The sequence below is a fragment of the Kitasatospora sp. NPDC002543 genome (assembly GCF_053594915.1).
Genome location: NZ_JBSFWR010000046.1, coordinates 36,795 through 60,097, shown reverse-complemented (window position 1 = coordinate 60,097; position 23,303 = coordinate 36,795). Strand labels below are relative to the sequence as shown.

Annotated in this window: 18 protein-coding genes; 9 read left to right on the top strand and 9 right to left on the bottom strand. The window is 74.8% G+C overall.

Annotated elements, in window-relative coordinates; genetic code table 11:
• Window positions 1-67: 67 nt before the first annotated feature.
• Complete coding sequence (locus ACWD4P_RS20665; protein WP_449780523.1) at window positions 68-2,224, bottom strand: MMPL family transporter; 2,157 nt, start codon at window positions 2,222-2,224, stop codon at window positions 68-70.
• Between the two features lie 611 nt (window positions 2,225-2,835).
• Between ACWD4P_RS20665 and ACWD4P_RS20660 the strand changes: the two genes are divergently transcribed.
• The 4 genes from ACWD4P_RS20660 (at window position 2,836) to ACWD4P_RS20645 (ending at window position 8,168) form a co-directional block, all read left to right on the top strand.
• On the top strand, window positions 2,836-5,070 hold the full coding sequence (locus ACWD4P_RS20660; RefSeq protein ID WP_449780526.1) for an MMPL family transporter: 2,235 nt from the start codon (window positions 2,836-2,838) through the stop codon (window positions 5,068-5,070).
• A gap of 140 nt (window positions 5,071-5,210) precedes the next feature.
• A complete protein-coding gene (locus ACWD4P_RS20655; protein ID WP_449780522.1) occupies window positions 5,211-6,104 on the top strand; it encodes a phosphotransferase enzyme family protein in 894 nt (297 codons plus the stop codon).
• Between the two features lie 171 nt (window positions 6,105-6,275).
• Window positions 6,276-7,298 carry a polysaccharide deacetylase family protein gene (locus ACWD4P_RS20650; RefSeq protein WP_449780521.1) on the top strand — a complete coding sequence of 341 codons (1,023 nt, stop codon included), beginning with the start codon at window positions 6,276-6,278 and terminating at the stop codon, window positions 7,296-7,298.
• Between the two features lie 126 nt (window positions 7,299-7,424).
• On the top strand, window positions 7,425-8,168 hold the full coding sequence (locus ACWD4P_RS20645) for a hypothetical protein (RefSeq protein ID WP_449780520.1): 744 nt from the start codon (window positions 7,425-7,427) through the stop codon (window positions 8,166-8,168).
• A gap of 14 nt (window positions 8,169-8,182) precedes the next feature.
• On the opposite strand, the gene ACWD4P_RS20640 is transcribed toward ACWD4P_RS20645, so the two are convergent.
• The 4 genes from ACWD4P_RS20640 to ACWD4P_RS20625 form a co-directional block, all read right to left on the bottom strand.
• Window positions 8,183-8,668 (bottom strand): GNAT family N-acetyltransferase, encoded by a 486-nt coding sequence (locus tag ACWD4P_RS20640; protein WP_449780519.1) that lies wholly within the window; start codon window positions 8,666-8,668, stop codon window positions 8,183-8,185.
• Window positions 8,665-9,366, bottom strand: coding sequence for an exonuclease domain-containing protein (locus tag ACWD4P_RS20635; RefSeq protein WP_449780518.1), 702 nt, complete (start codon window positions 9,364-9,366; stop codon window positions 8,665-8,667). Before ACWD4P_RS20635 ends, ACWD4P_RS20640 begins: the two co-directional genes overlap by 4 nt.
• 241 nt (window positions 9,367-9,607) lie before the next feature.
• A complete protein-coding gene (locus ACWD4P_RS20630) occupies window positions 9,608-10,549 on the bottom strand; it encodes an N-acetyltransferase family protein (protein ID WP_449780517.1) in 942 nt (313 codons plus the stop codon).
• A 45-nt stretch (window positions 10,550-10,594) separates the two neighbouring features.
• Complete coding sequence (locus ACWD4P_RS20625; RefSeq protein WP_449780516.1) at window positions 10,595-11,869, bottom strand: SAV2148 family HEPN domain-containing protein; 1,275 nt, start codon at window positions 11,867-11,869, stop codon at window positions 10,595-10,597.
• Between the two features lie 409 nt (window positions 11,870-12,278).
• Here ACWD4P_RS20625 and glgX point away from each other — a divergent pair, with 409 nt between their 5' ends.
• The 3 genes from glgX to treZ all read left to right on the top strand — a co-directional run bounded on the left by glgX (window position 12,279) and on the right by treZ (window position 18,704).
• Window positions 12,279-14,402, top strand: coding sequence for a glycogen debranching protein GlgX (gene glgX / locus ACWD4P_RS20620; RefSeq protein WP_359830689.1), 2,124 nt, complete (start codon window positions 12,279-12,281; stop codon window positions 14,400-14,402).
• Window positions 14,403-14,493: 91 nt separating this feature from the next.
• Window positions 14,494-16,959 (top strand): malto-oligosyltrehalose synthase, encoded by a 2,466-nt coding sequence (gene treY, locus ACWD4P_RS20615; RefSeq protein ID WP_449780515.1) that lies wholly within the window; start codon window positions 14,494-14,496, stop codon window positions 16,957-16,959.
• Window positions 16,959-18,704 (top strand): malto-oligosyltrehalose trehalohydrolase, encoded by a 1,746-nt coding sequence (gene treZ, locus ACWD4P_RS20610; protein WP_449780514.1) that lies wholly within the window; start codon window positions 16,959-16,961, stop codon window positions 18,702-18,704. The genes treY and treZ overlap by 1 nt, the downstream gene beginning before the upstream one ends.
• 49 nt (window positions 18,705-18,753) lie before the next feature.
• On the opposite strand, the gene ACWD4P_RS20605 is transcribed toward treZ, so the two are convergent.
• Together ACWD4P_RS20605 and ACWD4P_RS20600 are read right to left on the bottom strand one after the other, a co-directional pair.
• Entirely contained in the window at window positions 18,754-19,647 is an 894-nt protein-coding gene (locus tag ACWD4P_RS20605) for a transketolase family protein (RefSeq protein WP_359829192.1), read from the bottom strand.
• A gap of 160 nt (window positions 19,648-19,807) precedes the next feature.
• The gene (locus ACWD4P_RS20600; RefSeq protein ID WP_449780513.1) at window positions 19,808-20,521 is read right to left on the bottom strand and encodes a transketolase; all 714 of its coding nucleotides are present in this window, start codon (window positions 20,519-20,521) and stop codon (window positions 19,808-19,810) included.
• A gap of 56 nt (window positions 20,522-20,577) precedes the next feature.
• On the opposite strand from ACWD4P_RS20600, the gene soxR reads away from it, so the two are divergent.
• Window positions 20,578-21,129 carry a redox-sensitive transcriptional activator SoxR gene (gene soxR, locus ACWD4P_RS20595; protein ID WP_449780512.1) on the top strand — a complete coding sequence of 184 codons (552 nt, stop codon included), beginning with the start codon at window positions 20,578-20,580 and terminating at the stop codon, window positions 21,127-21,129.
• Between the two features lie 45 nt (window positions 21,130-21,174).
• The gene (locus ACWD4P_RS20590; RefSeq protein WP_449780511.1) at window positions 21,175-22,128 is read left to right on the top strand and encodes a phosphotransferase family protein; all 954 of its coding nucleotides are present in this window, start codon (window positions 21,175-21,177) and stop codon (window positions 22,126-22,128) included.
• Here ACWD4P_RS20590 and ACWD4P_RS20585 read toward each other — a convergent pair.
• Together ACWD4P_RS20585 and ACWD4P_RS20580 are read right to left on the bottom strand one after the other, a co-directional pair.
• Window positions 22,095-22,616 carry a GNAT family N-acetyltransferase gene (locus tag ACWD4P_RS20585; protein WP_359829188.1) on the bottom strand — a complete coding sequence of 174 codons (522 nt, stop codon included), beginning with the start codon at window positions 22,614-22,616 and terminating at the stop codon, window positions 22,095-22,097. The two genes, ACWD4P_RS20590 and ACWD4P_RS20585, sit on opposite strands and share 34 nt — an antisense overlap.
• Window positions 22,617-22,682: 66 nt before the next feature.
• Complete coding sequence (locus tag ACWD4P_RS20580) at window positions 22,683-23,303, bottom strand: formylglycine-generating enzyme family protein (RefSeq protein ID WP_449780510.1); 621 nt, start codon at window positions 23,301-23,303, stop codon at window positions 22,683-22,685.

Below are 23,303 nucleotides of genomic sequence, written 5' to 3'. Positions count from 1 at the left end.
CGGGGCGCCGCCTGTCCTCACCGGCCTCCTCGGGCCGGTCCGGGCCGGCCGCGCCGACCCGGTCGGGTCAGCGCCGGCCGGCCGGCTCCGGCATGCCGTGGGCGCCGGCCAGCGGGGCCGGGCCCGCGCCGTGGCCGTGGCCGTGGTCGGGGCTGTCCGCGTGGCCGGGCCACCAGGCGCGGTGGCCGAGCAGCGCGGTGAGCGCCGGGGTGAAGAACATCGCCATCACGAAGGCCGCCAGCACGATGCCGAAGGCCAGCGAGAAGCCGAGCTCCATGAAGAGCACGTTGCCCGCGAACATGAAGGTCGCGAACGACGCCGCCAGGATGAAGCCGGCCGCCGCGACGGTCGGACCGCCGTGCTTGACGGCCTCGCGGGCCGCCTCGCGCGGGCTGCGGCCCTCGCGGGCCTCCTCCCGCAGGCGGGCGATGATCAGGATGTTGTAGTCCGTGCCGATCGCCACCACGAAGAGGTAGATGAAGATCGGCAGCATGAACATCAGGCCCGGCTCGCCCTTGATGTTCTGGAACACCAGGGTGGTGGCGCCGAGGGTGGCGCCGAAGCCGAGGCCGACCGAGGCCATCAGGTACCAGGGCGCGACCACGCTGCGCAGCTGGAGCCCCAGGATGATCATGATGAGCAGGGCCGCGATCGGGAAGACCAGGGTGTAGTCGTGCACCATCGCGGTGTTGATGTCCTTGTACACCGAGGTGATGCCGCCGACCAGGGCCTTGCTGCCGGCCGGGGCCGAGGCGTGGGCGGTGTCCCGGACCTTCTCGATGGTGTCGATGGCCTGGTTGGAGGCCGGCGCGTCCTTGAGCAGGACGGTGAAGTCACCGGTGGTGCCGTCGGCGTTGACCGTCCTGGCCTCGGCGGACGGCGCGACGACGGTGGCCACCCCGGGGACGCCCTGGAGCTTCCCGGCGAAGTCCTTGATCGCCGCGTCGCCGAGCTTCGCGCCGTCGGTGCTGGTCAGGTAGACGTGGCTCGGGTCGGCGGCGCCGGCCGAGAAGCCGGTCATCAGCTTCTCCTGGACGACCATCGACTCCTTGCCCTTGGGCATCGAGCTGCCGGCCAGGTCGTAGGTGCCGTTGTAGTTGAGGCCGGCCAGGGCCAGCACCACCAGGACGCCGCCGGAGACCAGGGCGACCAGGCCGGGCTTCTTGCCGGTCATCCGGCCCAGCGCGGCGAAGCGGGCGTTGTTCGGCTCCTGCATCCACTTCTTGCCCGGCCAGAACACGCCCTTGGACGGGATGACGGCGAGCACGGCGGGGGCCAGGGTCAGCGAGACCAGGGCGGTCGCGATGACGGCGATGGCCAGGGCCGGGCCGAGCGCGGTGAACATGCCCAGGCTGGAGAGGACCAGCACGGCGAAGGCGACGGCGACGGCACCGGCGGCGGAGGCGATCGCCTCGCCGACCCGGCCCACGGCGTTGGCCACGGCCGTCTTGCGGTCCTCGCCCAGGCGCAGCCGCTCGCGGTAGCGGAAGGCCAGGAAGAGGAAGTAGTCGGTGCCGACGCCGAGCACCACGATGATCAGGATCGCCGAGGTCATCGGGGAGGACTTCAGGTCGAACATCTTGATCGCGTCGGCGATCAGGCCGTTGGCCACCGGCATCGCGATGACCAGCGAGAGGATGACCGGCAGGATGCCGGCCAGGATGCTGCGGAAGATGACGCCGACGATCAGGATGACCAGCAGCAGGCTGCCGACCATGACGATGGCGTCGGTGGCGCCGGAGGCGTCCTTCTGGTCCAGGGCGCTGGCGGCCTGGCCGCCGACCTGGAACTTCAGTCCGGAGCCGTCGGCGAGCCTGGTGCCCTCGGCGCGGAGCTTCTTCGCGGCTTCGCTGTACTCCGGGCTCTGCATCTTGGTCTTGTCGATGGCGACCATGGACAGCGCGTACTTGCCGTCCTTGGACTTGGAGCTCTTGGGGTCGACCGGCAGGACCGTCTCGACGGCGGGGATGTGCGCGTCGGTGAGGCCCTTGACGACCTTGTCCATCGTGGCCTGGTCGGTCTCGTTCAGCGCCTGTCCGTCGTTGCGCTCGAAGAGCAGCAGCGCGGCGGGGGTGAAGCTCGACGGGAAGGCCCGCGACTGGAGCTCCGCCGCCTGGATGGACTCGTAGTGCTTGGGCAGGAACGCGGACTCGTCCGTCTGCGAGGTGACCTTCGGCGCCGACGCGACGATGGCGATCATCGCGACGACCCATGCGGCGATCACCCACCACGCACGGCGAACGACGAATTTCCCTAGTCGGTGGAACATGCTCGTGATGCCTCCTGGGCATGGTTCACCGCAGCCCTTGGGGGACGGGACACCGGGCGACGGCAAGGCCGGCTCGGGACGTGCCTCGCGACACTCCTTGCCGGTCGGCAGGTAAGTGGATCTGGGGCATCATCCTACGAGTACTTGCTTGCCGACCGGCAAGGAGCCCCCGCGTGCTTCAACCCCCGTCGGACCGCCGAAGCGGCCCCGTCCCAGTCTCGCCCGCGCACAGGCCCCTTGACCTCGTGCTCCGGGTGGAGTCTTCTCCCCCTCAGGGTGGAGGTGGATCCCTACCCCCCAGGAGGAGATCTCGGGGTCGGGGGGTAGGGAAAACCCCACCCCGGCCCCCGAGGAGAACACCAGGAGGAGGTGACCCGCCAGCCGGATTAACCGTCAACCCCCGCTTCCCTACTGTCGATCGGGACGCCGGCCGCAGTCGGCGCACCGCCATCGGCAGCTCCCCGACCCGGGTCGCCGCCGATCCCGTCCGGCGACGACCGCCGCTCTCCCAGGGGGGAAGAACCACCGTGAAGCCCGTGAAGCCCAGACTCGGCCCGGCGGCCGCGATGGGCGCCTGGAGCGCCCGGCACCGCAGGACCGCCGTGTTCGGCTGGCTGCTCTTCGTCGTCCTGGCCGCCGCGCTCGGCGGCGCGCACGGCAGCACGAAGATCACCGAGGCCGAGCAGGTGCCCGGCCAGGTCTCCCGGGCCGCGCGGATCCTCGACGAGGCCGGGCTGAAGAAGCCCGCCGCCGAGACCGTCCTGGTCCAGAGCGCCGCCCTCGCCGCCGACGACCCGGAGTTCCGCACCGCCGTCGACCAGGTGATCGCCGCCGTCGACGGCACCGGCCGGGTGGCCGAGGTCCGCTCCCCGTACGACAGCGGCGCGGTCTCCGCGGACGGCCACTCCGCGCTCGTGGTGCTGACGCTCGAGGGCGACCCCGACAAGGCGGTGGACCACGTCCAGTCGGTGCTGGACGCGGTGGCCGGTGTGCAGCGGCAGCACCCCGGCCTGACCGTGGCCCAGCTCGGCGACGCCAGCTCCGGCAAGTGGATGCAGGACCAGCTCAAGACCGACTTCGCCCGCGCCGAGTGGACGGCCGTGCCGCTCGCCCTCGGCATCCTGTTGGTCGCCTTCGGCGCGCTGGTCGCCGCCGTGCTGCCGGTGCTGCTCGCCCTCACCGCCTTCGTCGCCGCCGGCGGACTGGTCGCCCTCGGCAGCGGGTTCCTGCACACCAGCGGCGACGCCGGCTCGGTGATGCTGCTGGTCGGCCTCGCCGTCGGCGTCGACTACTGCCTCTTCTACCTGCGCCGCGAACGCGAGGAGCGGGCCGCCGGGCGCGACGCCGCCACCGCGCTGGCCGTGGCCGCCGCCACCAGCGGCCGGGCGGTGCTGGTCTCCGGCGTCACCGTGGTCGTCGCCATGGCCGGCATGTTCCTCACCGGGATCGCCACCTTCAAGGCCATGGCCTTCGCCACCATCGTGGTCGTGGTCACCGCCGTGCTCGGCTCGCTCACCGTGCTGCCCGCGCTGCTGTCGATGCTCGGCGACCGGGTCGAGAAGGGCCGGGTGCCGTTCCTCGCCAAGCTGCGCCGCCCGGACGCCGGACAGGACGGCGGGCGGTTCTGGAACGCGGTGCTGACCCCGGTGCTGCGCCGCCCGCTGGCCGCCACCGTGCTCGCCACGGCGTTCCTGCTGGCGCTGGCCGCGCCGCTGGCCACCATGCACACCGCCAAGCTGACCTTCCAGCAGCAGCTGCCCGCGGGCAACTCCCTGGTCGCCGCCTCGCAGAAGATCGAGGCCGCCTTCCCCGGCAGTCCCGCCCCCGCCACCGTGGTGATCAGGGCCGCCGACATCGACTCCCCCGCGATGACCGCCGCGATCGCCGACCTCAGGGCGAAGGCGCTGGCCGGCGGGCGGATGCACGGCCCGGTGGAGGTCGCCGTGCACCCCGACCGGAACGTGGCCGTCGTCGACATCCCGCTCAACGGCACCGGCAACGACGCCACCAGCAACGACGCCCTGAAGAGCCTGCGCGAGGACCTGCTGCCCGCCACCGTCCTCAAGGTGCCCGGCACCGAGGCCCCGGTCACCGGCCAGACCGCCGCCTCGTACGACTTCAACCGGAAGATGACCGGCTCGATGCCGCTGGTCTTCGGCTTCGTCGTGGTCTTCGCCTTCCTGCTGATGCTCACCTCCTTCCGCTCGCCGGTCGTCGCCGTCACCGCCGTGGTGCTCAACCTGCTCTCGGTGGGCGCCGCGTACGGGGTGCTGACGCTGGTCTTCCAGCACGGCATGGGCGCCTCGCTGCTGGGCACCGCCGGGGTCGGGGCGGTGGAGTCCTGGGTGCCGCTGTTCCTCTTCGTGATCCTCTTCGGGCTCTCGATGGACTACCACGTGTTCGTGGTCTCCCGGATCAAGGAGGCCCGCGACCGCGGCCTGCCGAACCGCGCCGCGGTCGCCCACGGCATCCGCTCCACGGCCGGGGTGGTCACCAGCGCCGCGGTGATCATGGTGGGGGTGTTCTCGGTCTTCGGCTCGCTGTCCATGCAGGTGATGAAGCAGATGGGCGTGGGCCTGGCGGTCGCGGTGCTGATCGACGCCACGGTGATCCGCGCGGTGCTGCTGCCCTCGGTGATGACCCTGCTGGGCGACCGCAACTGGTACCTGCCGCGCTGGCTGAACCGGCTGCCGGACCTCTCGCACGGCGGGTCCGTCCCGCCGCCCGCCGCCGACGGCGACCCGCACGCCCGGCCGGCCGGTCCGGCACAGGGGACGCCCCGCCACCGGGCCGGGGTCTGACGCCACCGCCCGGAGGCCGGAGCCACCGCCCGCACCCGCAGGACGCCGGGCCCCGCAGCGCGCGGGGCCCGGCGTCCGTGCGTCATGATGATCACCGTCCGGGGTCCACCGGATGAACGTCGGCGGAACGGAACCCAGTCATGATCCCCTTCGACGAGGGCCACGCCCGGCTGCTGCTCGCCCGGGCCTGCGAGGCGGCCGGCCTGGCCGCCCCCGACGGGGCCGCGCTGCTCGCGCTCGGCGAGAACGCCGTCTTCGACCTCGGCGACCCGGCCGTGGTCGCCAAGGTCGGCCGGGGCCCCGAACTGTACGACCGGGCGCACCGCGAGCTCGCCCTCGCCCACTGGCTGGCCGGCCAGGACGTCCCGGTGGTCCGCCCGTACGACGCGGTGGCGCCCGAGCCGCAGCTCGCCGACGGCCACCCGGTCACCTTCTGGCACCGGCTGGCGCCCGCCGTCCGGCCCGCCCGCCCGGTCGACCTCGCCCCGCTGCTGCGCGCCCTGCACCGGCTGCCGCTGCCGCCCTTCACGCTCGGCCGGCGCGACCTGATGGCCCCGGTCGAGCGCTGGCTGGCCTCCGCCGAGGGCCATGTCGACCCGGCCGACGTCGCCTTCCTGCGCCACCGCAGGGACGCCTTCGAGGCCGCCCTGCCCGACCTCGTCCCGCGGCTGCGCCCCGGGGTGATCCACGGCGACGCGCTGCCCCGCAACGTTCACGTCGGCCCGGACGGCCCGGTGCTGCTCGACCTGGAGTTCATGGCCGACGACCTGCGCGAGCACGACCTGGTGGTCCTCGCGCTCAGCCAGGACCGGTACGGCGTGCCCGCCGAGGAGTACCGGGCGTTCACCGAGGCGTACGGCTGGGACGTGCGCGAGTGGCCCGGGTTCACGGTGCTGCGCGGTGCCCGGGAGACCGCCAGCGCCTCCTGGGTCGCGCAGCAGGCGGCCAGCAGCCCGGCCGCGCTGAAGGAGTTCCGGCGCCGGGTCGACTCGCTGCGGGACGGGGCCACCGGGGTGCGCTGGTACCCGTTCTGACCGGCCCCCGATACCCGGGGCGGCGCGGCGCCGCCACCGGGGCGAGTGTGAGAAGACTCCTGCGGCGGTTCGGTCCGGTTCGCAACCGGCGCACGTACGATCGGCGTCCTATCGGACAGTCGTCCTGACCCGAGAGACCGGCACCGTACTCGCACCTCAGGAGCCGCCGCCATGCACCGGACCGCCCCCCGCCCCTCCGCCCCGACCCGTCTGTCCCGCTCCCGGCGCAGACTGTTCGCGGGCTGCGTCGCGATGGCGGCCGCCCTGGGGCTGGCCGCGTGCGGAACGGCCAACGGGGCGCTCCGGTCACCGGGCGCGGCGGCGCCGGCCGGGACGCAGTCCCCCGCCGAGGCCCGCCCGAGCGGGACGGCGGCCACCACCGTCGCGCCGGCCCCCGGTTCGGACGCCGTGCCGCCGGCCGCCCCCTCCGCCGCGGCCTCCGCACCCGCCTCCGCCCCGGCGGCGCCGGCCAAGCCGCGCCCGCCCGCGGCCACGGGCTCCCCCGTCGCCACCACGCCCGCCACGCCGACCGCCGCCCCGAGCACGCCGGCCGCCGACCCGTCCTCGCCCGCCGCACCGCCCCCGCACACCGGGGCGGGCACCGTGATCGGCTCCACCGCCTCCGGCGGGCGCACCGTCGCGCTCACCTTCGACGACGGCCCCGGCCCGGCCACCGGCCAGATCCTCGACCTGCTGGCCCAGTACCACGTCAAGGCCACCTTCTGTCAGATCGGCCAGAACGCCGCCGCCAACCCCGCCATGGTCAAGCGCGTCCTGGCCGCCGGGCACCGGCTCTGCGACCACAGCGTCCACCACCCCCAGCCGTTCGCGAAGCTCCCGCACGACAAGGCGGCCTACGAGATCACCGCCGCCCGGGACATGATCGTCCAGGCGGGCGGCCCGGGCACCGAGGTCGGCTGGTTCCGCGCCCCCGGCGGCGGCTTCAACGCCGACAACGAGCACATCACCGCGAGCCTCGGGATGTCCTCGCTCGGCTGGTCCGTCGACCCGCGCGACTGGGCGCGGCCGGGGACGCCGGCGATCGTCGCGGCCGTGCAGAAGCAGCTCAAGCCCGGCGGGGTGATCCTGATGCACGACGGGGGCGGCGACCGCGGCCAGACCGTGGCGGCGCTCAAGCAGCTGCTGCCCTGGCTGGTCGGCCAGGGGTACACCTTCGACTTCCCCGCCGCGTAGGCCCGTCGGGGCGATGGAGGCGGCGGGGGCGGCGGGGGCTCCGCCCCGGGACGTTTCCCCCTCGTTCACCGCCTGGACGGCCGGCGCGCGTGCCGCCCGCCACAGCCGTCGCACTAGCCTCCGGGCATGACTGCCGGCACTCGCCCGAGTTCCCGACTCCCCTACCTCGAACGACGCGTGGGCTTCGGCCGGGCGCTCGCGGCACTGCTCCTGCTGGCGCTGTGCGCGGTGGCCGGCCTGCTGTTCTCGGCCGGGGTGGTCGCCTACCGCGACCCGGAGGTCTGCTCACCGCTCTGCCTCGGCTCGACCACCACCCAGGCGTACTGGACCGGCGCCCTGTTCTGCTGGCTGACCGGGCTGCTGGCGGCCACCCGGGTCGGCCGCGCCCCCGGGCCCGGCGCCCCGAGCCGGCTGCCCGCCGGCGCCGTCGTGTTCCTCGCCATCCTGTTCGGGCTGCTCGGCGCGGCCTTCGGCCCCGGCGGGCCGTACCGCTCCGCGCTGCCCGCCGTCGCGCTCCTGGCGGTGCTCACACTGCCACTGGTCGTCCACTCCGAGTCACGGCTCCGCGCGCAGCACCGCGCGTACCGCGCCGCGCGGGCGGTCGCCGACCGGCTCGCCGCCCACGGGGTGAGCACCACCGGCACGGTGACCGCCGTCCAGCCGGGCGAGCCGAGCGGCTACACCCAGCCGCAGTTCCGGCTCACCGTCGGCTACACGACGCCCGACGGCGTCGCCCGCAGCCTGGTCTGCGCGATCCGCATCCAGACCTATCTGACGCCCCGGATCGGGCAGCTGCTGACCGTCCGCTACGACCCGCTGGCGCCGGACACCGCCGAGGCCGCCGTGGTGCCGCCGGCCCAAGCCCCCTGACCGCCCGCCGGGCGTCAGTCGACGCGCAGCCGGTAGACCTGCCGGGAGCCGCCCTCCGGGCCCGGGGCGGCGGCCTCGGCCGGGGTGAAGCCCAGCCGCTCGTAGAAGACGCGGGCACCGCTCGCCACCGCGCCCGGGTGGTCCGGGCCGAAGGTCACCACCTCGACGGTGGCCGGGCCCCGGACGTGCCGGCGCAGCACGTCCCCGACCAGCTCCCGGCCGACGCCGGTGCCCCGGGCCCGCTCGGCGACCACGAGCCAGTGCAGGTGGTGCGGCCCTTCGTCCGCGGGCCCGAACAGCAGGCCGCCGAGCAGCCCGCGGTCGTCCTCGGCGACCGTCGCCAGGCCCCGGTCGGCGGCGCGCAGCACCGCGCGGTGGAAGCCCGGTTCGGCGACCATCGGGCCGAACCAGTGCTCGACCTCGGCGGCGAGCGCGAGGAAGCCGGGCAGGTCCGCGGGGCGGGCGGGGCGTACGGGGCGGGGTGGCCGGGCGTCCGTCACCGGGCGGGCCAGCGCGGGTCGACGACCGCCTGCGGGTCCTTGCCGCGGCGCAGCCAGGCCTGGAGGCCCTCGGCCCACTGCCGGTACCAGTCGATCTGGCGCCGGTGCAGTTCGGCGGGTTCCACCGCCCCGACCTCGGCCGGGTAGCGTCCGGCCAGCGCGACGGCGACCCGGACGGCGGCCAGCGCGTCGCTGCCTGCCTCGTGGGCGTCCGTCAGCTCCACCCCGTACAGCTCGCAGACCCGTTGCAGGGTGCGCGAGCCCTTGCGGTACTTGTCCACGGCGCGGTCGATCACCAGGGCGTCGAGCACCGGTCCGACCGGCCGGCCCAGGCGCTCGGCGAGCGTCGCCAGCCCGTGCCGGCGCAGTTCGGCGTCGAGCAGCGACAGGTCGAACGGCGCGTTGAACGCCACCACCGGCCGTCCGTCGGCGATCCGCTCGCACAGCGCGGCGGCTATCTCCTCCACCGCCTCCTTCGCCGGTCTGCCCTTGCTCCGCGCGACCTCGTCCCCGATCCCGTGGATCGCCTCCGCCTCGGCGGGTATCGGCACCCCCGGGTCGAGCAGCCAGTGCGCGGCCCCCACCCGGGCGGCCCCGACGGTGTCCACGAGCGCGGCCGTGACGATGCGGTCCACGGCCGGGTCGGTGCCCGTGGTCTCCAGGTCGAAGCCGACCAGTGGCTGCTGCCACCAGCTCATCAGGTGTGTCCTTCCGTCCTGTCCCTCGAAACAGCCCCTATCATCACCCGCCCCACCGACAACCCGGCCCGCGGGGAGCCCGGCCGCCGGCGGGCCGGGGCGGGCGGCCGGGTCCCGCCGGGCGCGCCGGGCTACCGCGCCGACGCCGGGGCGGCGAGGGCGAGGCGGGCGGGCAGGACCGCTCGCGGCGACGGCGAGCAGCAGGCAGACGGCAGGACCAGGCGTTCGGGAGGGGGAATCGTCAGGCCGTCAGCCGCCGCGCCTCGGAGAGGACTTCGGCGTCGAGCTCCTCCCTGGTGCTGGTCCAGTACTCCAGCGTGGCGTACTCGTCGTCGAGGCGGCAGAGCCGGTCGACCGGGTCGAAGTCGAGGTCGTGGCCGAAGCGTTCGCGGACCCGGCGGGCCAGGTCCTGGGGGCCGTACCGGCCGGCGAGCAGTTCGGCGGCGAGCGCCCGCAGGACGGCCTGCTTGCCGGGCAGGCCGCCGGGCGGGTGGTGGTGGAGTCCGAACTCGGCGAGGGCGGGCGGCAGGAGGTCCGGCACCCGGTCGGAGGCCTCGGCGTCCGGGCAGGAGGCGAGGGCGAGGATCGCCTCGCCGTCGGATCCGGCGAGGAGCGCGGCGCAGGCGGCGTCGACGACCTCGCGGGCGGTGAGTTCTCCGACGCTCCACAGCAGGGCGGCGTCCCGCAGGCGTTCGGCGGCGGGGCCGGTGCGCACCGCCGGCACCGGGCGGTGCAGGAAGGCGTCGACGGCGTCCTCGCGGTCGAGCCGGAAGCCGTGGCGCTCGTAGAGGCGGCGGGCGGCGCTGCCCCGGAGGACGTTCAGGCGCACGGGCTCGCCGGCCGCGTCGGCCTCGGCGAGGACGTGGCGCAGGACGGCGGTGCCCAGGCCCCGGCCCTGGTGGCGCGGGTGGAGGTAGAAGTGCTCCAGCAGGCGGCCGCCCCGGTCGGCGGGGCGGACGGTGACGGAGCCGGCGAAGACGCGGCGGCCCGGGCCGCTCCTGACCAGCACGATCGAGGTGTGCTCGGGCGAGAAGCCGTCGCGCAGCCGTTGGCGGACCCGGTGGTCGTCGTAGCGGCCGAGGCGTTCGAGGTCGGCGCGCATCACCCGGGCCCGCAGATCGGCGAGGGGTTCGAGGTCGGCGGGCGTGGCGGGACGCAGGCTCCAGTCGGGTTCGCTGTTCACGGGCGCAGTCTGGCAGCCGCGCCACCGGCCCGACCAGCGCTTTCCTCAGGAGACGGGCCGGGAGTCGGCCCAGATGCCCTCGAACTCCTCGCGGTAGACCTCCAGCAGTCCCGGTTCGGTGCCGCCGGGCTGCTGGCCGGCGCCGCCGCGCAGCACCAGGGCCGGGGACTCCATGCCGCGGGCGCGGCGCAGGTAGGGCTGGACGACGCCGAGGTCGCGGCCCTGGCGGCGGCCGCCCGCCTGGCCGGCCGTGCGGGGGCCCTCGACCAGGTAGGCGGTGAAGCGCGGGGTCTCGTCGAAGACCCTGATCTCGAAGCCGCCCTGGTCCCGCAGCCGGGCCCGCACCCGCCGCACGTGCATGATGTTCATCTCGATGGAGCGGGACAACTCGCTGCGCCCCAGGCCGAGTTCGCGTTCGCGGCGGCGTACGGCGCTGCTCGCCGGGTTGAGGAAGAGCAGCCGCACCCGGCAGCCCTCGCCGGCGAGGCGCACCAGGCGCTTGCCGGTGTAGTTCTGGCAGAGCATGCCGAGGCCGATGCCGAGCGCGTCCAGGCGCCGGGCGCCGTCCAGCAGGTCCTCGACGGGCAGGTCGCGCTGGAGCCGGACCCGGTCGGCGTGCACGGCGACGACGTCCGCGTACCGGCCGGCCACCAGGGACTCGACCACGTCGGCGGGCACCCCGCCGGCGCCGCCGTCGAGCACGGCGAGCAGCCGGGCGGCGGCCCGTTCGGTCTGGGCCAGCACGGTCTGGGTGAGCACCCGGTTGCGGGAGACGACGTGCCGGGCCACCTCCAGCTCGTCCAGCGCCAGTTCGATCTCGCGCCGGTCGGCGAGGTACGGCTCGAAGCAGGGCCAGTGCTGCACCATCAGCTCGCGCAGCTGGGGCAGGGTGAGGAAGACCAGCGGGTCGTCGTCGGCCGGGTCGAGCAGGTAGCCCTTGCGGCGGCTGACCTCGCGCACGGCCCCGGCCCGGTGCGCCCACTCCTCGCCGACCGGCCCGGCGGCGGCGGTGACCCAGTCCTCGCCGTGGGCGGGGGCGTAGATCGGGTGCAGCACCTCGTCGACGAGGGCGCGCAGCCGCTGTTCGACCAGGTTGAGCCAGACGTAGGCGCGGCCGGACAGCCGTACCCGCTGGTAGGCCTCCTCCCACTCGCCGGCCGACCAGGCCAGTGCGGGTATCTCGACCGGGCCGCTCTGGGCGGGCACCAGGGCCCGGCCGGTCAGGGTGGGGCGCATGACCACCGTGGGCGCCTCGCTGCGGGTCGCGCCCCGGTCGGGGCCGCCGGGCCCGGGGCCACGGCCGCCAGCGGGGAACACCATGCGCCACCTCATCTGCGGCTGACCCCCGCGGGCGCGGGGGCCGTTGACGGGTTGTCGACAAGCACCGGTCGGCCGGGGCGGCCGGACGATCAAGGGTACTGCCCGCCGCGAGCGGCTCGCAGCCGGATGCCCGGCACCCCTCCCGCCCCACCGGGAGCACTCATCACACGAATGCCCGACGGGCGCTCGTTCGGCCCAACCCGGGCCGGATCTCCCGGCCCCCGGGCGGGGGCTCGGGGAGTATGCGCTGTGCCGCGCGTCACGGCCGCTGTGCCGTGCGTCACGGCGCACGGTCACGCACATGCCCGGCCGCCCGGCCGGGAAGGGAGCGTCCCGGGCCGGAAAGGCGGCCCGTCCCGCCCTCCGGCCACACGTCAGTCACCGTCGGCAGCAAGGAAGTTGAAGAGTCATGCAGGTCTGGCCCGGTACGCCCTACCCGCTCGGCGCCACCTACGACGGGGCCGGCACCAACTTCGCGGTGTTCTCCGAGAGCGCCGACCGGATCGAGCTGTGCCTGATCTCCGAGGACGGCTCCGAGACGGCCGTCGAACTGCGCGAGACGGACGCCTTCGTCCGACACGCCTACCTCCCGGGCGTCCAGCCCGGCCAGCGCTACGGCTTCCGCGTGCACGGCCCGTACAACCCGGGGCTGGGCCAGCGGCACAACAGCGCCAAACTGCTCCTGGACCCGTACGCCAAGGCGATGAGCGGGCACATCGACTGGGACGAGTCCGTCTACGGCTACCACTTCGGCGCCCCCGAGCGCCGCAACGACCTGGACTCCGCCCCGCACACCATGCACTCGGTGGTGATCAACCCGTACTTCGACTGGGGCACCGACCACCCGCCGCGCACCGACTACCACCGCACCGTCATCTACGAGGCCCACGTCAAGGGCCTCACCCGGCTGCACCCCGGCATCCCCGAGGAGATCCGCGGCACCTACGCGGGCCTGGCCCACCCGGCGGTGATCGAGCACCTGGCCAAGCTCGGCATCACCGCGATCGAGCTGATGCCGGTGCACCAGTTCGTCCGCGACCACCGGCTGCGGGACCTCGGCCTGGCCAACTACTGGGGCTACAACACCGTCGGCTTCTTCGCCCCGCACTCCTCCTTCTCCTCCACCGGCGACCGCGGCCAGCAGGTGCAGGAGTTCAAGTCCATGGTCAAGGCGCTGCACGCGGCCGGGATCGAGGTGATCCTGGACGTCGTCTACAACCACACCGCCGAGGGCAACCACCTCGGGCCGACCCTGTCGCTGCGCGGTCTGGACAACGTCTCCTACTACCGCCTCGCCCGGGACCAGCGCTTCTACGAGGACACCACCGGCACCGGCAACAGCCTGCTGATGCGCAGCCCCCACGTACTCCAGCTGATCATGGACTCGCTGCGCTACTGGGTCACCGAGATGCACGTGGACGGCTTCCGCTTCGACCTCGCCGCCACCCTCGCCCGGCAGTTCCACGAGGTCGACCGGCTCTCCTCCTTCTTCGACCTCGTCCAGCAGGACCCGGTCGTCTCCCAGGCCAAGCTGATCGCCGAGCCCTGGGACCTCGGCGAGGGCGGCTACCAGGTGGGCAACTTCCCGCCGCTGTGGACGGAGTGGAACGGCATGTACCGGGACACCGTGCGGGACCTGTGGCGCGGCGAGAACGCCGCCCTCGCCGAGTTCGGCTCCCGCCTCACCGGCTCCTCCGACCTCTACCAGGACGACGGCCGCCGCCCGATCGCCTCGATCAACTTCGTGACCTGCCACGACGGCTTCACCCTGCGCGACCTGGTCTCGTACAACGAGAAGCACAACCAGGCCAACGGCGAGGACAACCGGGACGGCGAGTCCTTCAACCGCTCCTGGAACTGCGGCGCCGAGGGCCCCAGCGCCGACCCGGCCGTCGAGGAGCTGCGGGCGCGCCAGCAGCGCAACTTCATCGCCACCCTGATGCTCTCCCAGGGCGTGCCGATGCTCTCGCACGGCGACGAGCTCGGCCGCACCCAGCTGGGCAACAACAACGCCTACTGCCAGGACAACGAGCTCACCTGGGTGCACTGGCCTGAGGGCGACGGGCCGCGGACACGGCTGCTGGAGTTCACCCAGGGGATGATCTGGCTGCGCCGCGACCACCCGGTGTTCCGCCGGCGGCGGTTCTTCCACGGCCGGCCGGTGTCCGCCTCCGGCGGGTTCGACGACCTCACCGACATCGCCTGGTTCACCCCGACGGGCGAGGAGATGACCAAGCGCGACTGGGGCGCCAGCTACGCCAAGTCGCTGACCGTCTTCCTCAACGGCCACGCGATCTCCGAACCGGACCGGCGCGGCGGGCGGATCGTCGACGACTCCTTCCTGCTGATGTTCAACGCCCACTTCGAACCGCTGGAGTTCACCGTGCCCGCCGACCACGGGCGGGAGTGGCAGGTCGTGGTCGACACCTCCCAACCCCGGCTGCCCGCCCCGGGCACGGGGCCCCGGGTCAAGGCCGGGGACGCCCTCTGGCTCACCGACCGCTCGCTGATGGTGCTGCAACGCCCCGCGTAGGCGCCGTTCCGCCGGCCCCGGCCGGGGACGCTCACCTGTTCGGGCCAGCAGCGGGTCTTGGCGGCGGGCTCCCCCGGGTACCTATGGAGCTATGACCCCCGCCGCCGAGCCCGCGCAGCCACGCCCGGCCGCCACCGTCCCCACCGCCTCGTACCGCCTCCAGCTCCAGCCCGGCTTCACCCTGCGCGACGCCACCGCCGCCGTCCCGTACCTGGCCGCCCTCGGCGTCTCCCACCTGCACCTGTCCCCGCTGCTGGAGGCCGTCCCCGGCTCCACCCACGGCTACGACACCGTCGACCACACCCGCATCAGCGAGCAGCTCGGCGGCGAGCCGGCGCTGCGCGACCTGGCCGCCGCCGCGCACCGCCACGGCCTGCGGCTGATCGCCGACGTGGTGCCCAACCACATGGCCGTACCCGCCCCCGAACGGCTCAACCGGCCGCTGTGGCAGGTGCTGCGCGACGGGCCCGACTCTCCGTACGCGCGCTGGTTCGACATCGACTGGACCGCCCAGCCCGGCCCCGCCGACGCCCCCGGGCGCGGCCGGGTACTGCTGCCGCTGCTCGGCGACCGGCTCGGCGCCGTCCTCGACCGGCTCACCGTGGACGGCGACACCCTGCGCTACCACGAGCACGAACTGCCGCTGCGCCCCGGCACCTCCGGGCTCCCGCTCACCGAACTGCTCGCCCGCCAGTGGTACCGGCTCGCCTGGTGGCGCCTGGCCCGCACCGAGCTCAACTACCGGCGCTTCTTCACCGTCAACGAGCTGATCGCGCTGCGGGCCGAGGACCCGGAGGTGTTCGCCGCCACCCACGCCGTCCTGCTCGGCCTGCACGCCGACGGCGTCCTGGACGGCTTCCGGATCGACCACCCGGACGGGCTCGCCGACCCGCGCGGCTACCTGCGCCGCCTGGCCGAGGCCACCGGCGGCACGCCGGAACCCGGCCGCGGAAGCACCGGCGCGTACGTCGTGGTCGAGAAGATCCTCACCGGCGACGAGCGGCTGCCCGAGGACTGGCCGGTCGCCGGCACCACCGGCTACGACGCGCTGCGCCGGATCGACGGCGTGCTCACCGACCACGCGGGCGCCTGCCGGCTGGCCGGAGCGTACGAGTCGTTCCGGCACGGCGGACCGGTCCGGGACCTCTGCGCGGACCCCCACCCCGCGACCGCCGAGGCCCGGCGCGGCCGCGCCGACATGGTCGGGCCGGACGGCGAACTCGCCGCCGAGGTCGAGCGGCTGGTGCGGATCGCGCTGCGGATCGGCACCGCCGAGCCCGCCCACGCCGACCACGCGCCCTGGCAGCTGCGCGCGGCCCTCGGCCGGCTGCTCACCGGCTACCCGGCGTACCGCCCGTACGCGAGCCCCGGCGAGGCCCCGCCGCCGGCCTCCGCGCGGCAGCTGCGGGCCGCCCTGGACGGCTCCGCCGACCCGACCGACCGGCTGGTGGCCGCGCTCGCGCTCGGCGAGCTGGGCCGCGGCCCGGACAAGGACGAGTTCTGCGCGCGCTTCGCCCAGACCGCCGCCGCGGTGGCCGCCAAGGGCGTCGAGGACACCGCCTTCTACCGCTGGAACGCGCTGCCCGGCCTCAACGAGGTCGGCGGCGAGCCCGCCCGGCCCGGGCTGCACCCTGCCGAGTTCCACGACTGGTGCCGCTACCTGGAGCACACCTGGCCGCACAGCATGACGGTGCTCTCCACCCACGACACCAAGCGCAGCGCCGACGCCCGGGCCCGGCTCACCGCGCTCGCCGAGCGGCCGGACGCCTGGGCCGCCGAGGCCGCCGCCTGGTCCACCGCGGCGGGCCCCGGCTTCGACCCGGACGCCGACTGGCTGCTCTGGCACACCCTGGTCGCCGCCTGGCCGATCGACCCGGACCGGCTGGTCGCCGCCCTGCTCAAGTCCGCCCGCGAGGCCAAGCTGCACACCTCCTGGACCGCCCCCGACCCCCGCTACGAACAGGCCCTGGAGCGGCGCGCCCGCTCCGTCCACGACAACCCCGGGCTGCTCCCCAGGATCGAGGGCGCCGTGCACGCCCTCGCCCCGTACGCCCGCGCCAACACCCTGGGCGCCGCCCTGCTGCACCTCACCGTGCCCGGCGTGCCCGACCTGTACCAGGGCAGCGAGGAGCCGCTGTACACCCTGGTGGACCCGGACAACCGGGGCGTGGTGGACTTCGGCGCGCTCGCCGTGCGGCTCACCGACGCGGCCGCCCCGCGCCCCGGGGACCTCGCCCGGGAGAAGCTGCACCTCACCACCACCGCGCTGCACCTGCGCCGCTCCCGGCCGCTCGGCCCGTACCGGCCGCTGCCCGCCACCGGCCCGGCCGGCGACCACCTGCTGGCCTTCGCCCGGGGCGAGGACGTGGTCACCGCCGTCACCCGGCTGCCGTACGGACTGGAGCGGGCGGGCGGCTGGCGCGACACGGTGCTGGAGCTGCCGGCCGGCGGGCCGTGGACGGACGAGCCGACCGGGCGGAGCTTCCCGGCCGGAGCGGTGCCGGTCGCGGAGCTGCTGGCGGACCTGCCGGTGGCGCTGCTGACGAGGAGGGGCTGATGCCGCGCTACGAGGTGTGGGCGCCCAACGCCGCCTCCCGAGTCCGGGTCGACGTCAACGGCTTCGCCTACGAGCTGGCCCGCAGCACCGACCGGGCCGGCTGGTGGTGCGGCGAGGCCCCGGCGGGCGACTACGCCTTCCGGATCGACGACGGACCGCCCCTGCCGGACCCTCGCTCCGCCCGGCAGCCGCACGGACCGGACGGGCCGAGCCGCGCGGTGGACCACGCCGGGTTCCCGTGGTCGCACAGCGGACGGCTCGGCCGGGCGCTGCCCGGCGCGGTGCTGTACGAGCTGCACGTCGGCACCTTCACGGCCCGCGGCACCTTCGACGCCGCCGCCGAACGCCTCGACCACCTGGTCGAGTTGGGCGTGGACTTCGTCGAACTGATGCCGGTCTGCCCGTTCCCGGGCCGGCACGGCTGGGGCTACGACGGGGTCTCGCTGTGGGCCGTGCACGAGCCCTACGGCGGACCCGAGGGGCTCAAGCGCTTCGTGGACGCGGCCCACCGCAAGGGCCTCGGCGTGGTGCTCGACGTGGTGCACAACCACCTCGGCCCCTCCGGCAACCACCTTCCCGCGTACGGACCGTACTTCACCGACCGGCACCACACCCCGTGGGGCTCGGCGGTCAACCTGGACGCACCGGGCTCGGACGAGGTGCGCGCCTACCTGATCGGCAGCGCGCTGGCCTGGCTGCGCGACTACCGGATCGACGGACTGCGACTGGACGCCGTGCACGCCCTCGCCGACGACCGGGCCCTGCACTTCCTGGAGGAACTCTCCGCCGAGGTGGCGAAGCTGGCCGTCGCCACCAACCGGCCGCTGTTCCTGATCGCCGAGTCCGACCTCAACACCCCAGCCACCACCGCCCCCCGCGAGGCCGGCGGGCGCGGCCTCACCGCGCAGTGGAGCGACGACTTCCACCACGCCCTGCACTGCGCGCTCACCGGTGAATCCCAGGGCTACTACGGGGACTTCGCACGGCAGCCGCTCGCCGCCCTCGCCAAGACCCTCACCCGGGGGTTCTTCCACGACGGCACCTGGTCCTCCTTCCGCGGCCGCACCCACGGGCGCCCGTTCACCCCGCTCGGCGACGGCCACCGGCTGCTCGGCTACCTCCAGACCCACGACCAGGTCGGCAACCGGGCGCTCGGGGACCGCGTCTCCACCAGCCTCTCCCCCGGCCGGCTCGCCTGCGGCGCGGCCCTGGTGCTCACCTCGCCGTTCACCCCGATGCTCTTCATGGGCGAGGAGTGGGGCGCCGCCACCCCCTGGCAGTACTTCACCGACCACACCGACCCGGGCCTCGCCGAGGCCGTCCGGCAGGGCCGGCGGCGGGAGTTCACCGGGCACGGCTGGGCCGCCGAGGCCGTCCCCGACCCCCAGGAGCCCGCCACCCTCCTGCGCTCGGTCCTCGACTGGACCGAGCCCCACCGCGCCCCGCACACCGAACTGCTCGCCTGGTACCGGCGGTTGATCCACCTGCGGCGCGAACGCCCGGAGCTGTCCGACCCGGACCTCGGCGCGGTGCGGGCCGAGTTCGACGAGGAGGCGGGCTGGCTGGTGGTGCACCGCGGGCCGTACCGGATCGCCGTCAACCTCGGGCCGAAGGAGGCCGTCCTGCCACTGGGGGCCGTCGCGCGCGAGGTGGTGGCGGCCTTCGGAGCGGCGCCGGAGGGGACGGGAACGGAGGCCACGGCGGTGCGGGTGGCGGCGGACGCGGTGGCCGTGGTGCGGGTGTGACCGCACTCGGTGCGGGGGTGACCGCACGCGGTGCGGGTGCGGCCGCGGCTCAGCCGAGGAAGGCGCCGATCCGCTCCCGCAGCGACGGGGCGTCCAGGCCGTAGGCCGCCAGGTGCTCCGGGATCGACCCGTAGTGCCGGTGCTCCTCGCGCGGCACGCCCAGGCCCAGCACCCGGTGCGGGCGGTCGGCGAGCGCCGCGTGCGCCTCGTTGGCGGAGGTGCCCGCCAGGTACGGCTCGACCAGCACCACGTCCGTGCCGTCGCCGAGCGCCGCGCGCAGCCCCGCGCCGTCGAAGGGGCGCACCGTCGCCGCGTACAGCACGGTGACGTCCAGGCCCTCGGTGGCCGCGAGCACCGCGTCCAGCATCGGCCCGACGGCGAGCACCACACCGCGCGAGCCCGTCCGGACGCTCGCGAACCGGCCCGGCTCGACCGGCACCGGCGCCGCGTTGCGGTGCTCCGAGAGCCGGACGTACACGTTGCGGTCGCCGTCCGCGTAGGCGTGGCGCAGCAGCTGCTCGGCCTCGTCCGGGTGGCCGGGGACGTGGACCGTCCAGTCCGGCAGGGTGTCCAGCAGGGCGACGTCGCCCGGGGACATGTGGGTGCGGCCGCCGGCCGGCCAGTCGTACGAGCCCGCCGCGCTCACCAGCACCGCGCCGACGTCCTGGTGGACGAGGTCCAGCTTGACCTGCTCGAAGGGCCGCTCGATCAGGAAGCTGGCGAAGGTGTGGGCGATCGGGCGCATCCCGGTCAGCGCCAGGCCGCCGGCCGCGCCGATCAGCAGCTGCTCGCGGATGCCGACGTTCACCACCCTGTCGGGGTGGCGCTCCTGGGCCGGGGCGAAGGCCGCCGCGGTGATGTCGGCGAGCACCAGGGCCAGCCGGGGGTCCTCGTCCAGCAGGCGGGTGGTGACGGCCACGAAGCGGTCGCGCATGGAGTCCATCGGTGGACTTCCTTTCGTTGCGAGGGGGTTGGGGGCGCTCGGCGCGCTCGGGGGCGCCCGGGTGGGCGGCCGGCGCTCGGGGGCTTGAGGGGCCCGGGGGCTCGGAGGCTTGAGGCGCTCGGGAGCTTGAGGGGCCCGGGGCTTGAGGCGCTCGGGTGGCTCAGGAGTTCTTGGGCTCGACCCGGGCGACCACCACGTGCGGGCGGCCCGGGTGCTCCGCCGTGTACGCGCGGTACAGCGCCTCGTGGTCGCGGCCGTCCACCGTCGCGGTCGACCAGCCCTCGGCCGCGAACCGCTCGGCGACACCGCCCCGCCAGCCGTGGGTGGCCGAGGAGTTGTCGATCAGCACCACGTGCAGGCGGTCCAGGCCGTAGGCCCCGGCGAAGGCCACCGCCTCGGCGTTGGAGCCCTCGTCGAACTCCGCGTCGCCGACCAGCACCCATACCGCCGGGCCGGTCAGGCCCTGCGCCCGCAGCCCGAGCGCGGTGCCCACGGCCAGCGGCAGGCCGTGCCCGAGCGACCCGGAGGCGATCTCCACGCCGGGGACCAGCGTTCGGTCCGGGTGGTGCCCGAGCGGCGAGTCGTAGCCCCCGAAGCTCGGCAGCACCTGCGGGTCGAGGAAGCCCTTGGCCGCCAGCACGGCGTAGTAGGCCATCGGGCCATGGCCCTTGGAGAGCAGGAAGCGGTCCCGGTCCTGCGCCTGGGCGGTCTCCGGGGACACCCGCAGCACCCGGTCGTAGAGCACCCAGAGCGCGTCCAGGGTGGAGGTGGCGGCGGGGCCGTGCTTCTCGTCGCCGGTCATCAGGCTCATCAGGGCCGGAAGGCCTTCGAAGCGGGTGCCGGTCGCGGTCGTGGCGGGCGCGTTCGTCGTCATGGAAAGATCGTGCAACTTAAAGCCGACTTGAGGTCAAGCGACTACAGTGGGTTCCCATGACCGCCCGCCACGACGGCCGCCGGGCCCCCGGCCCGCACCACAGCGACCTGCTCACCATCGGCCAACTCGCCCACCGCAGCGGCCTCGCCGCCTCCGCGCTGCGCTACTACGAGGACCTCGGCCTGATCCACGCCACCCGCACCTCCGGCGGCCAGCGCCGCTACACCCGCGGCACCCTGCGCCGGCTCGCCTTCGTCCGCGCCGCCCAGCGCGTCGGCCTCTCCCTGGACGAGGCGAAGGTCGCCCTCGACCGCCTCCCCGAGCGCCCGGCCCCCAGCGGCACCGAGTGGGACAAGGTCGCCGAATCCTGGCAGGGCCGCATCGACGAGCAGATCGCCGAACTGGAACGGCTCAAGGCCAAGCTCGCCGGCTGCATCGGCTGCGGCTGCCTCTCCCTGTCCCGCTGCGCCCTCTACAACGCCGCCGACCGCGCCGGCGAGGCCGGTCCCGGCGCCCGCTACCTGCTCACCCGCGACCCGTCCACCCCCGAGCCGCTCCCCGACCCCCTGGACGCGGACGCCTGCGGGAGCCGCCGGGCCGGGCCCTGAGAAACCCCTTTGCGCCCGCCCCGTCCGCCCGCCTAGGGTGCCGCCGTGCTGCCCTTGGTGCTGACGGACGAGGAGTGGGACGCGGTCGTCCCCGACGAGACGGTGATGCGCCCCGGCGCCGAGGCGCTCTGCGCCCGGCTGGGCCTCGCCGGCCTGCCCCTGGAGCGCTTCCCGGAGGGCTCCGTCCCGGTGTACGCCGTCGGCGAGGCGCTCGTGCTCAAGCTGTACCCGGCCGCCGGCGCCCGGGACGGCGTCGTCGAGGAACGCGTGCTCGCCCACCTGGACGGCGCGCTGCCGATCCCCACCCCGTCCGTCCACGCGGCCGGCGAGGACGTCAACGGCTGGCGCTACCTCCTGATGTCCCGGCTGCCCGGGCAGGGCCTCGCCCCGGCCTGGCCGCACATCCCCCCGCCCGACCGGGAACGGATCGCCCGGGACTGCGGCGAGGCGCTCGCCGCCCTGCACGCCCTCGACCCCGAACCGCTCGCCGACACCCTCGGCCCGGGCGACTGGCCGGCCTTCCTGGCCCGGCAGCGGGCCGGCGCGGTGGACCGCCAGCGCGCACGCGGGCTCGCAGAGGAGTGGCTGGAGCAGATCCCGGACTTCCTCGCCGCCGCCCCGATCCCCACGAACCCCGAACGCGCCCTGCTGCACACCGAGTTCATGCGCGAGCACCTGCTCACCGACCCGGCCGGCGGCTGGCGCCTCACCGGCCTGGTCGACTTCGAGCCCGCGATGATCGGCGACCCGGCCTACGACCTGGTCGCCGTCGGGCTCTTCACCACCCGGGCCGACCCGCACCTGCTCGGCCGGCTGCTGGACGCCTACGGCCGCCACTTCGAACCCCGGCTGCTGATGGCGCACACGCTGCTCCACGTGTACAGCAACCTGCCCTGGTACCTGCGGGAGTTGAAGCCCTCGGCGCGGACGCTGGACGCCCTCGCCGAGGAGTGGTTCGGCACCGGTCAGGGACGCGGGTCGGTGCGCAGCAGGCTGTAGCGGACGACGTCGCGCCACTCGCCGCCCCGGAAGGTCACGGCCCGCTGCACGCCCTCCCGGGTGAAGCCGAGCTTCTCCAGGACGCGCTGCTCGGCCAGGTTGCCCGCCTCGGTGTCCGCCTCCAGTCGCATCACCGGCGAATGCGCGAACAGGTAGTCCACCAGCAGCCGTTGGGCCTCGGTGCCGATCCCGCGCCCACGCAGCCCCGGCAGCAACTGCACGCCGAGGCTCCAGTACGGGGTGGACGGCCGCACCCCGGTGCGGGTCGCGGCGACGAAACCTCCGAACTCGCCCCCGACCGAGACCACGAGCATCCACTGCCCCTCCTCCAGCAGCCCGCTCTCCGCCCACCGGCGACGGTGCCGCTGCGGGTCCCGCCAGCCGTACCACTGGAACTCGCCCAGCGCCTCCGGGTCGCCGAGCATTTCCTCGAGAGCGGACAGGTCGGCCTCGGCGACCGGGCGCAGGGACACAGATTCATCACTCATGCTCGCGCAAACGCCCGAACGGACACGACGGTTCCTCACCCGGGCGACGGGCTCCGCGGCCGTGCCTCACCCGACGATCGAGCGGGCGAGCCGGAATCCCACGTCGTCGATCCGCAGGGTCGGGTGGCTGCGGCGGCGGACGGACGCGCGGCAGCTCCAGTGCTCGTCGAACCAGCCGCCGCCGCGCAGGACGCGGTAACTGCCGTACACCTCGGGGTCGTAGTGGTCCCAGCACCACTCCCACACGTTGCCGAGCAGGTCGTACAGGCCGAGGGCGTTCGGGCGCAGGCCGCCCACCGGGTGCGGCCGTTCGCCGGAGTTGCCGCGGTACCAGGCGATCTCGTCCAGCGGGCCGTAGCGCGGGCCGTCCGTGCCGGCGCGGCAGGCGTGCTCCCACTCGGCCTCGGTGGGCAGCCGGTAGCCGTCGGCCGCGCGGTCCCAGGACACCTCCTCGCCGTCCACCGCGTAGGCGGCCGCCAGGCCTTCACGCCGGGAGAGCTCGTTGCAGTGGCGGACGGCGTCGAGCCAGGAGACGCTGTGCGCGGGGCGGCGGTCGCCGGCCGTGTCCTGGTACTGCTCGCGGGTCACCGGACACGCCGCCAGCCGGAACGGCGCCACGTCGACGGCCCAACTGCGCCGGGTGCGACGGTCGGAGAGGGTGACCCGGCCGGACGGTACGGTGATCAT

Excerpts from the sequence above, each read along its gene's own strand:
- ACWD4P_RS20660 (WP_449780526.1), top strand. The coding sequence starts at position 2,836 with ATGGGCGCCTGGAGCGCCCGGCACCGCAGGACCGCCGTGTTCGGCTGG.
- ACWD4P_RS20655 (WP_449780522.1), top strand. The coding sequence starts at position 5,211 with ATGATCCCCTTCGACGAGGGCCACGCCCGGCTGCTGCTCGCCCGGGCC.
- ACWD4P_RS20650 (WP_449780521.1), top strand. The coding sequence starts at position 6,276 with ATGCACCGGACCGCCCCCCGCCCCTCCGCCCCGACCCGTCTGTCCCGC.
- ACWD4P_RS20645 (WP_449780520.1), top strand. The coding sequence starts at position 7,425 with ATGACTGCCGGCACTCGCCCGAGTTCCCGACTCCCCTACCTCGAACGA.
- ACWD4P_RS20635 (WP_449780518.1), bottom strand. The coding sequence starts at position 9,366 with ATGAGCTGGTGGCAGCAGCCACTGGTCGGCTTCGACCTGGAGACCACG.
- ACWD4P_RS20625 (WP_449780516.1), bottom strand. The coding sequence starts at position 11,869 with ATGGTGTTCCCCGCTGGCGGCCGTGGCCCCGGGCCCGGCGGCCCCGAC.
- glgX (WP_359830689.1), top strand. The coding sequence starts at position 12,279 with ATGCAGGTCTGGCCCGGTACGCCCTACCCGCTCGGCGCCACCTACGAC.
- treY (WP_449780515.1), top strand. The coding sequence starts at position 14,494 with ATGACCCCCGCCGCCGAGCCCGCGCAGCCACGCCCGGCCGCCACCGTC.
- treZ (WP_449780514.1), top strand. The coding sequence starts at position 16,959 with ATGCCGCGCTACGAGGTGTGGGCGCCCAACGCCGCCTCCCGAGTCCGG.
- ACWD4P_RS20605 (WP_359829192.1), bottom strand. The coding sequence starts at position 19,647 with ATGGACTCCATGCGCGACCGCTTCGTGGCCGTCACCACCCGCCTGCTG.
- ACWD4P_RS20600 (WP_449780513.1), bottom strand. The coding sequence starts at position 20,521 with ATGACGACGAACGCGCCCGCCACGACCGCGACCGGCACCCGCTTCGAA.
- soxR (WP_449780512.1), top strand. The coding sequence starts at position 20,578 with ATGACCGCCCGCCACGACGGCCGCCGGGCCCCCGGCCCGCACCACAGC.
- ACWD4P_RS20585 (WP_359829188.1), bottom strand. The coding sequence starts at position 22,616 with ATGAGTGATGAATCTGTGTCCCTGCGCCCGGTCGCCGAGGCCGACCTG.
- ACWD4P_RS20580 (WP_449780510.1), bottom strand. The coding sequence starts at position 23,303 with ATGATCACCGTACCGTCCGGCCGGGTCACCCTCTCCGACCGTCGCACC.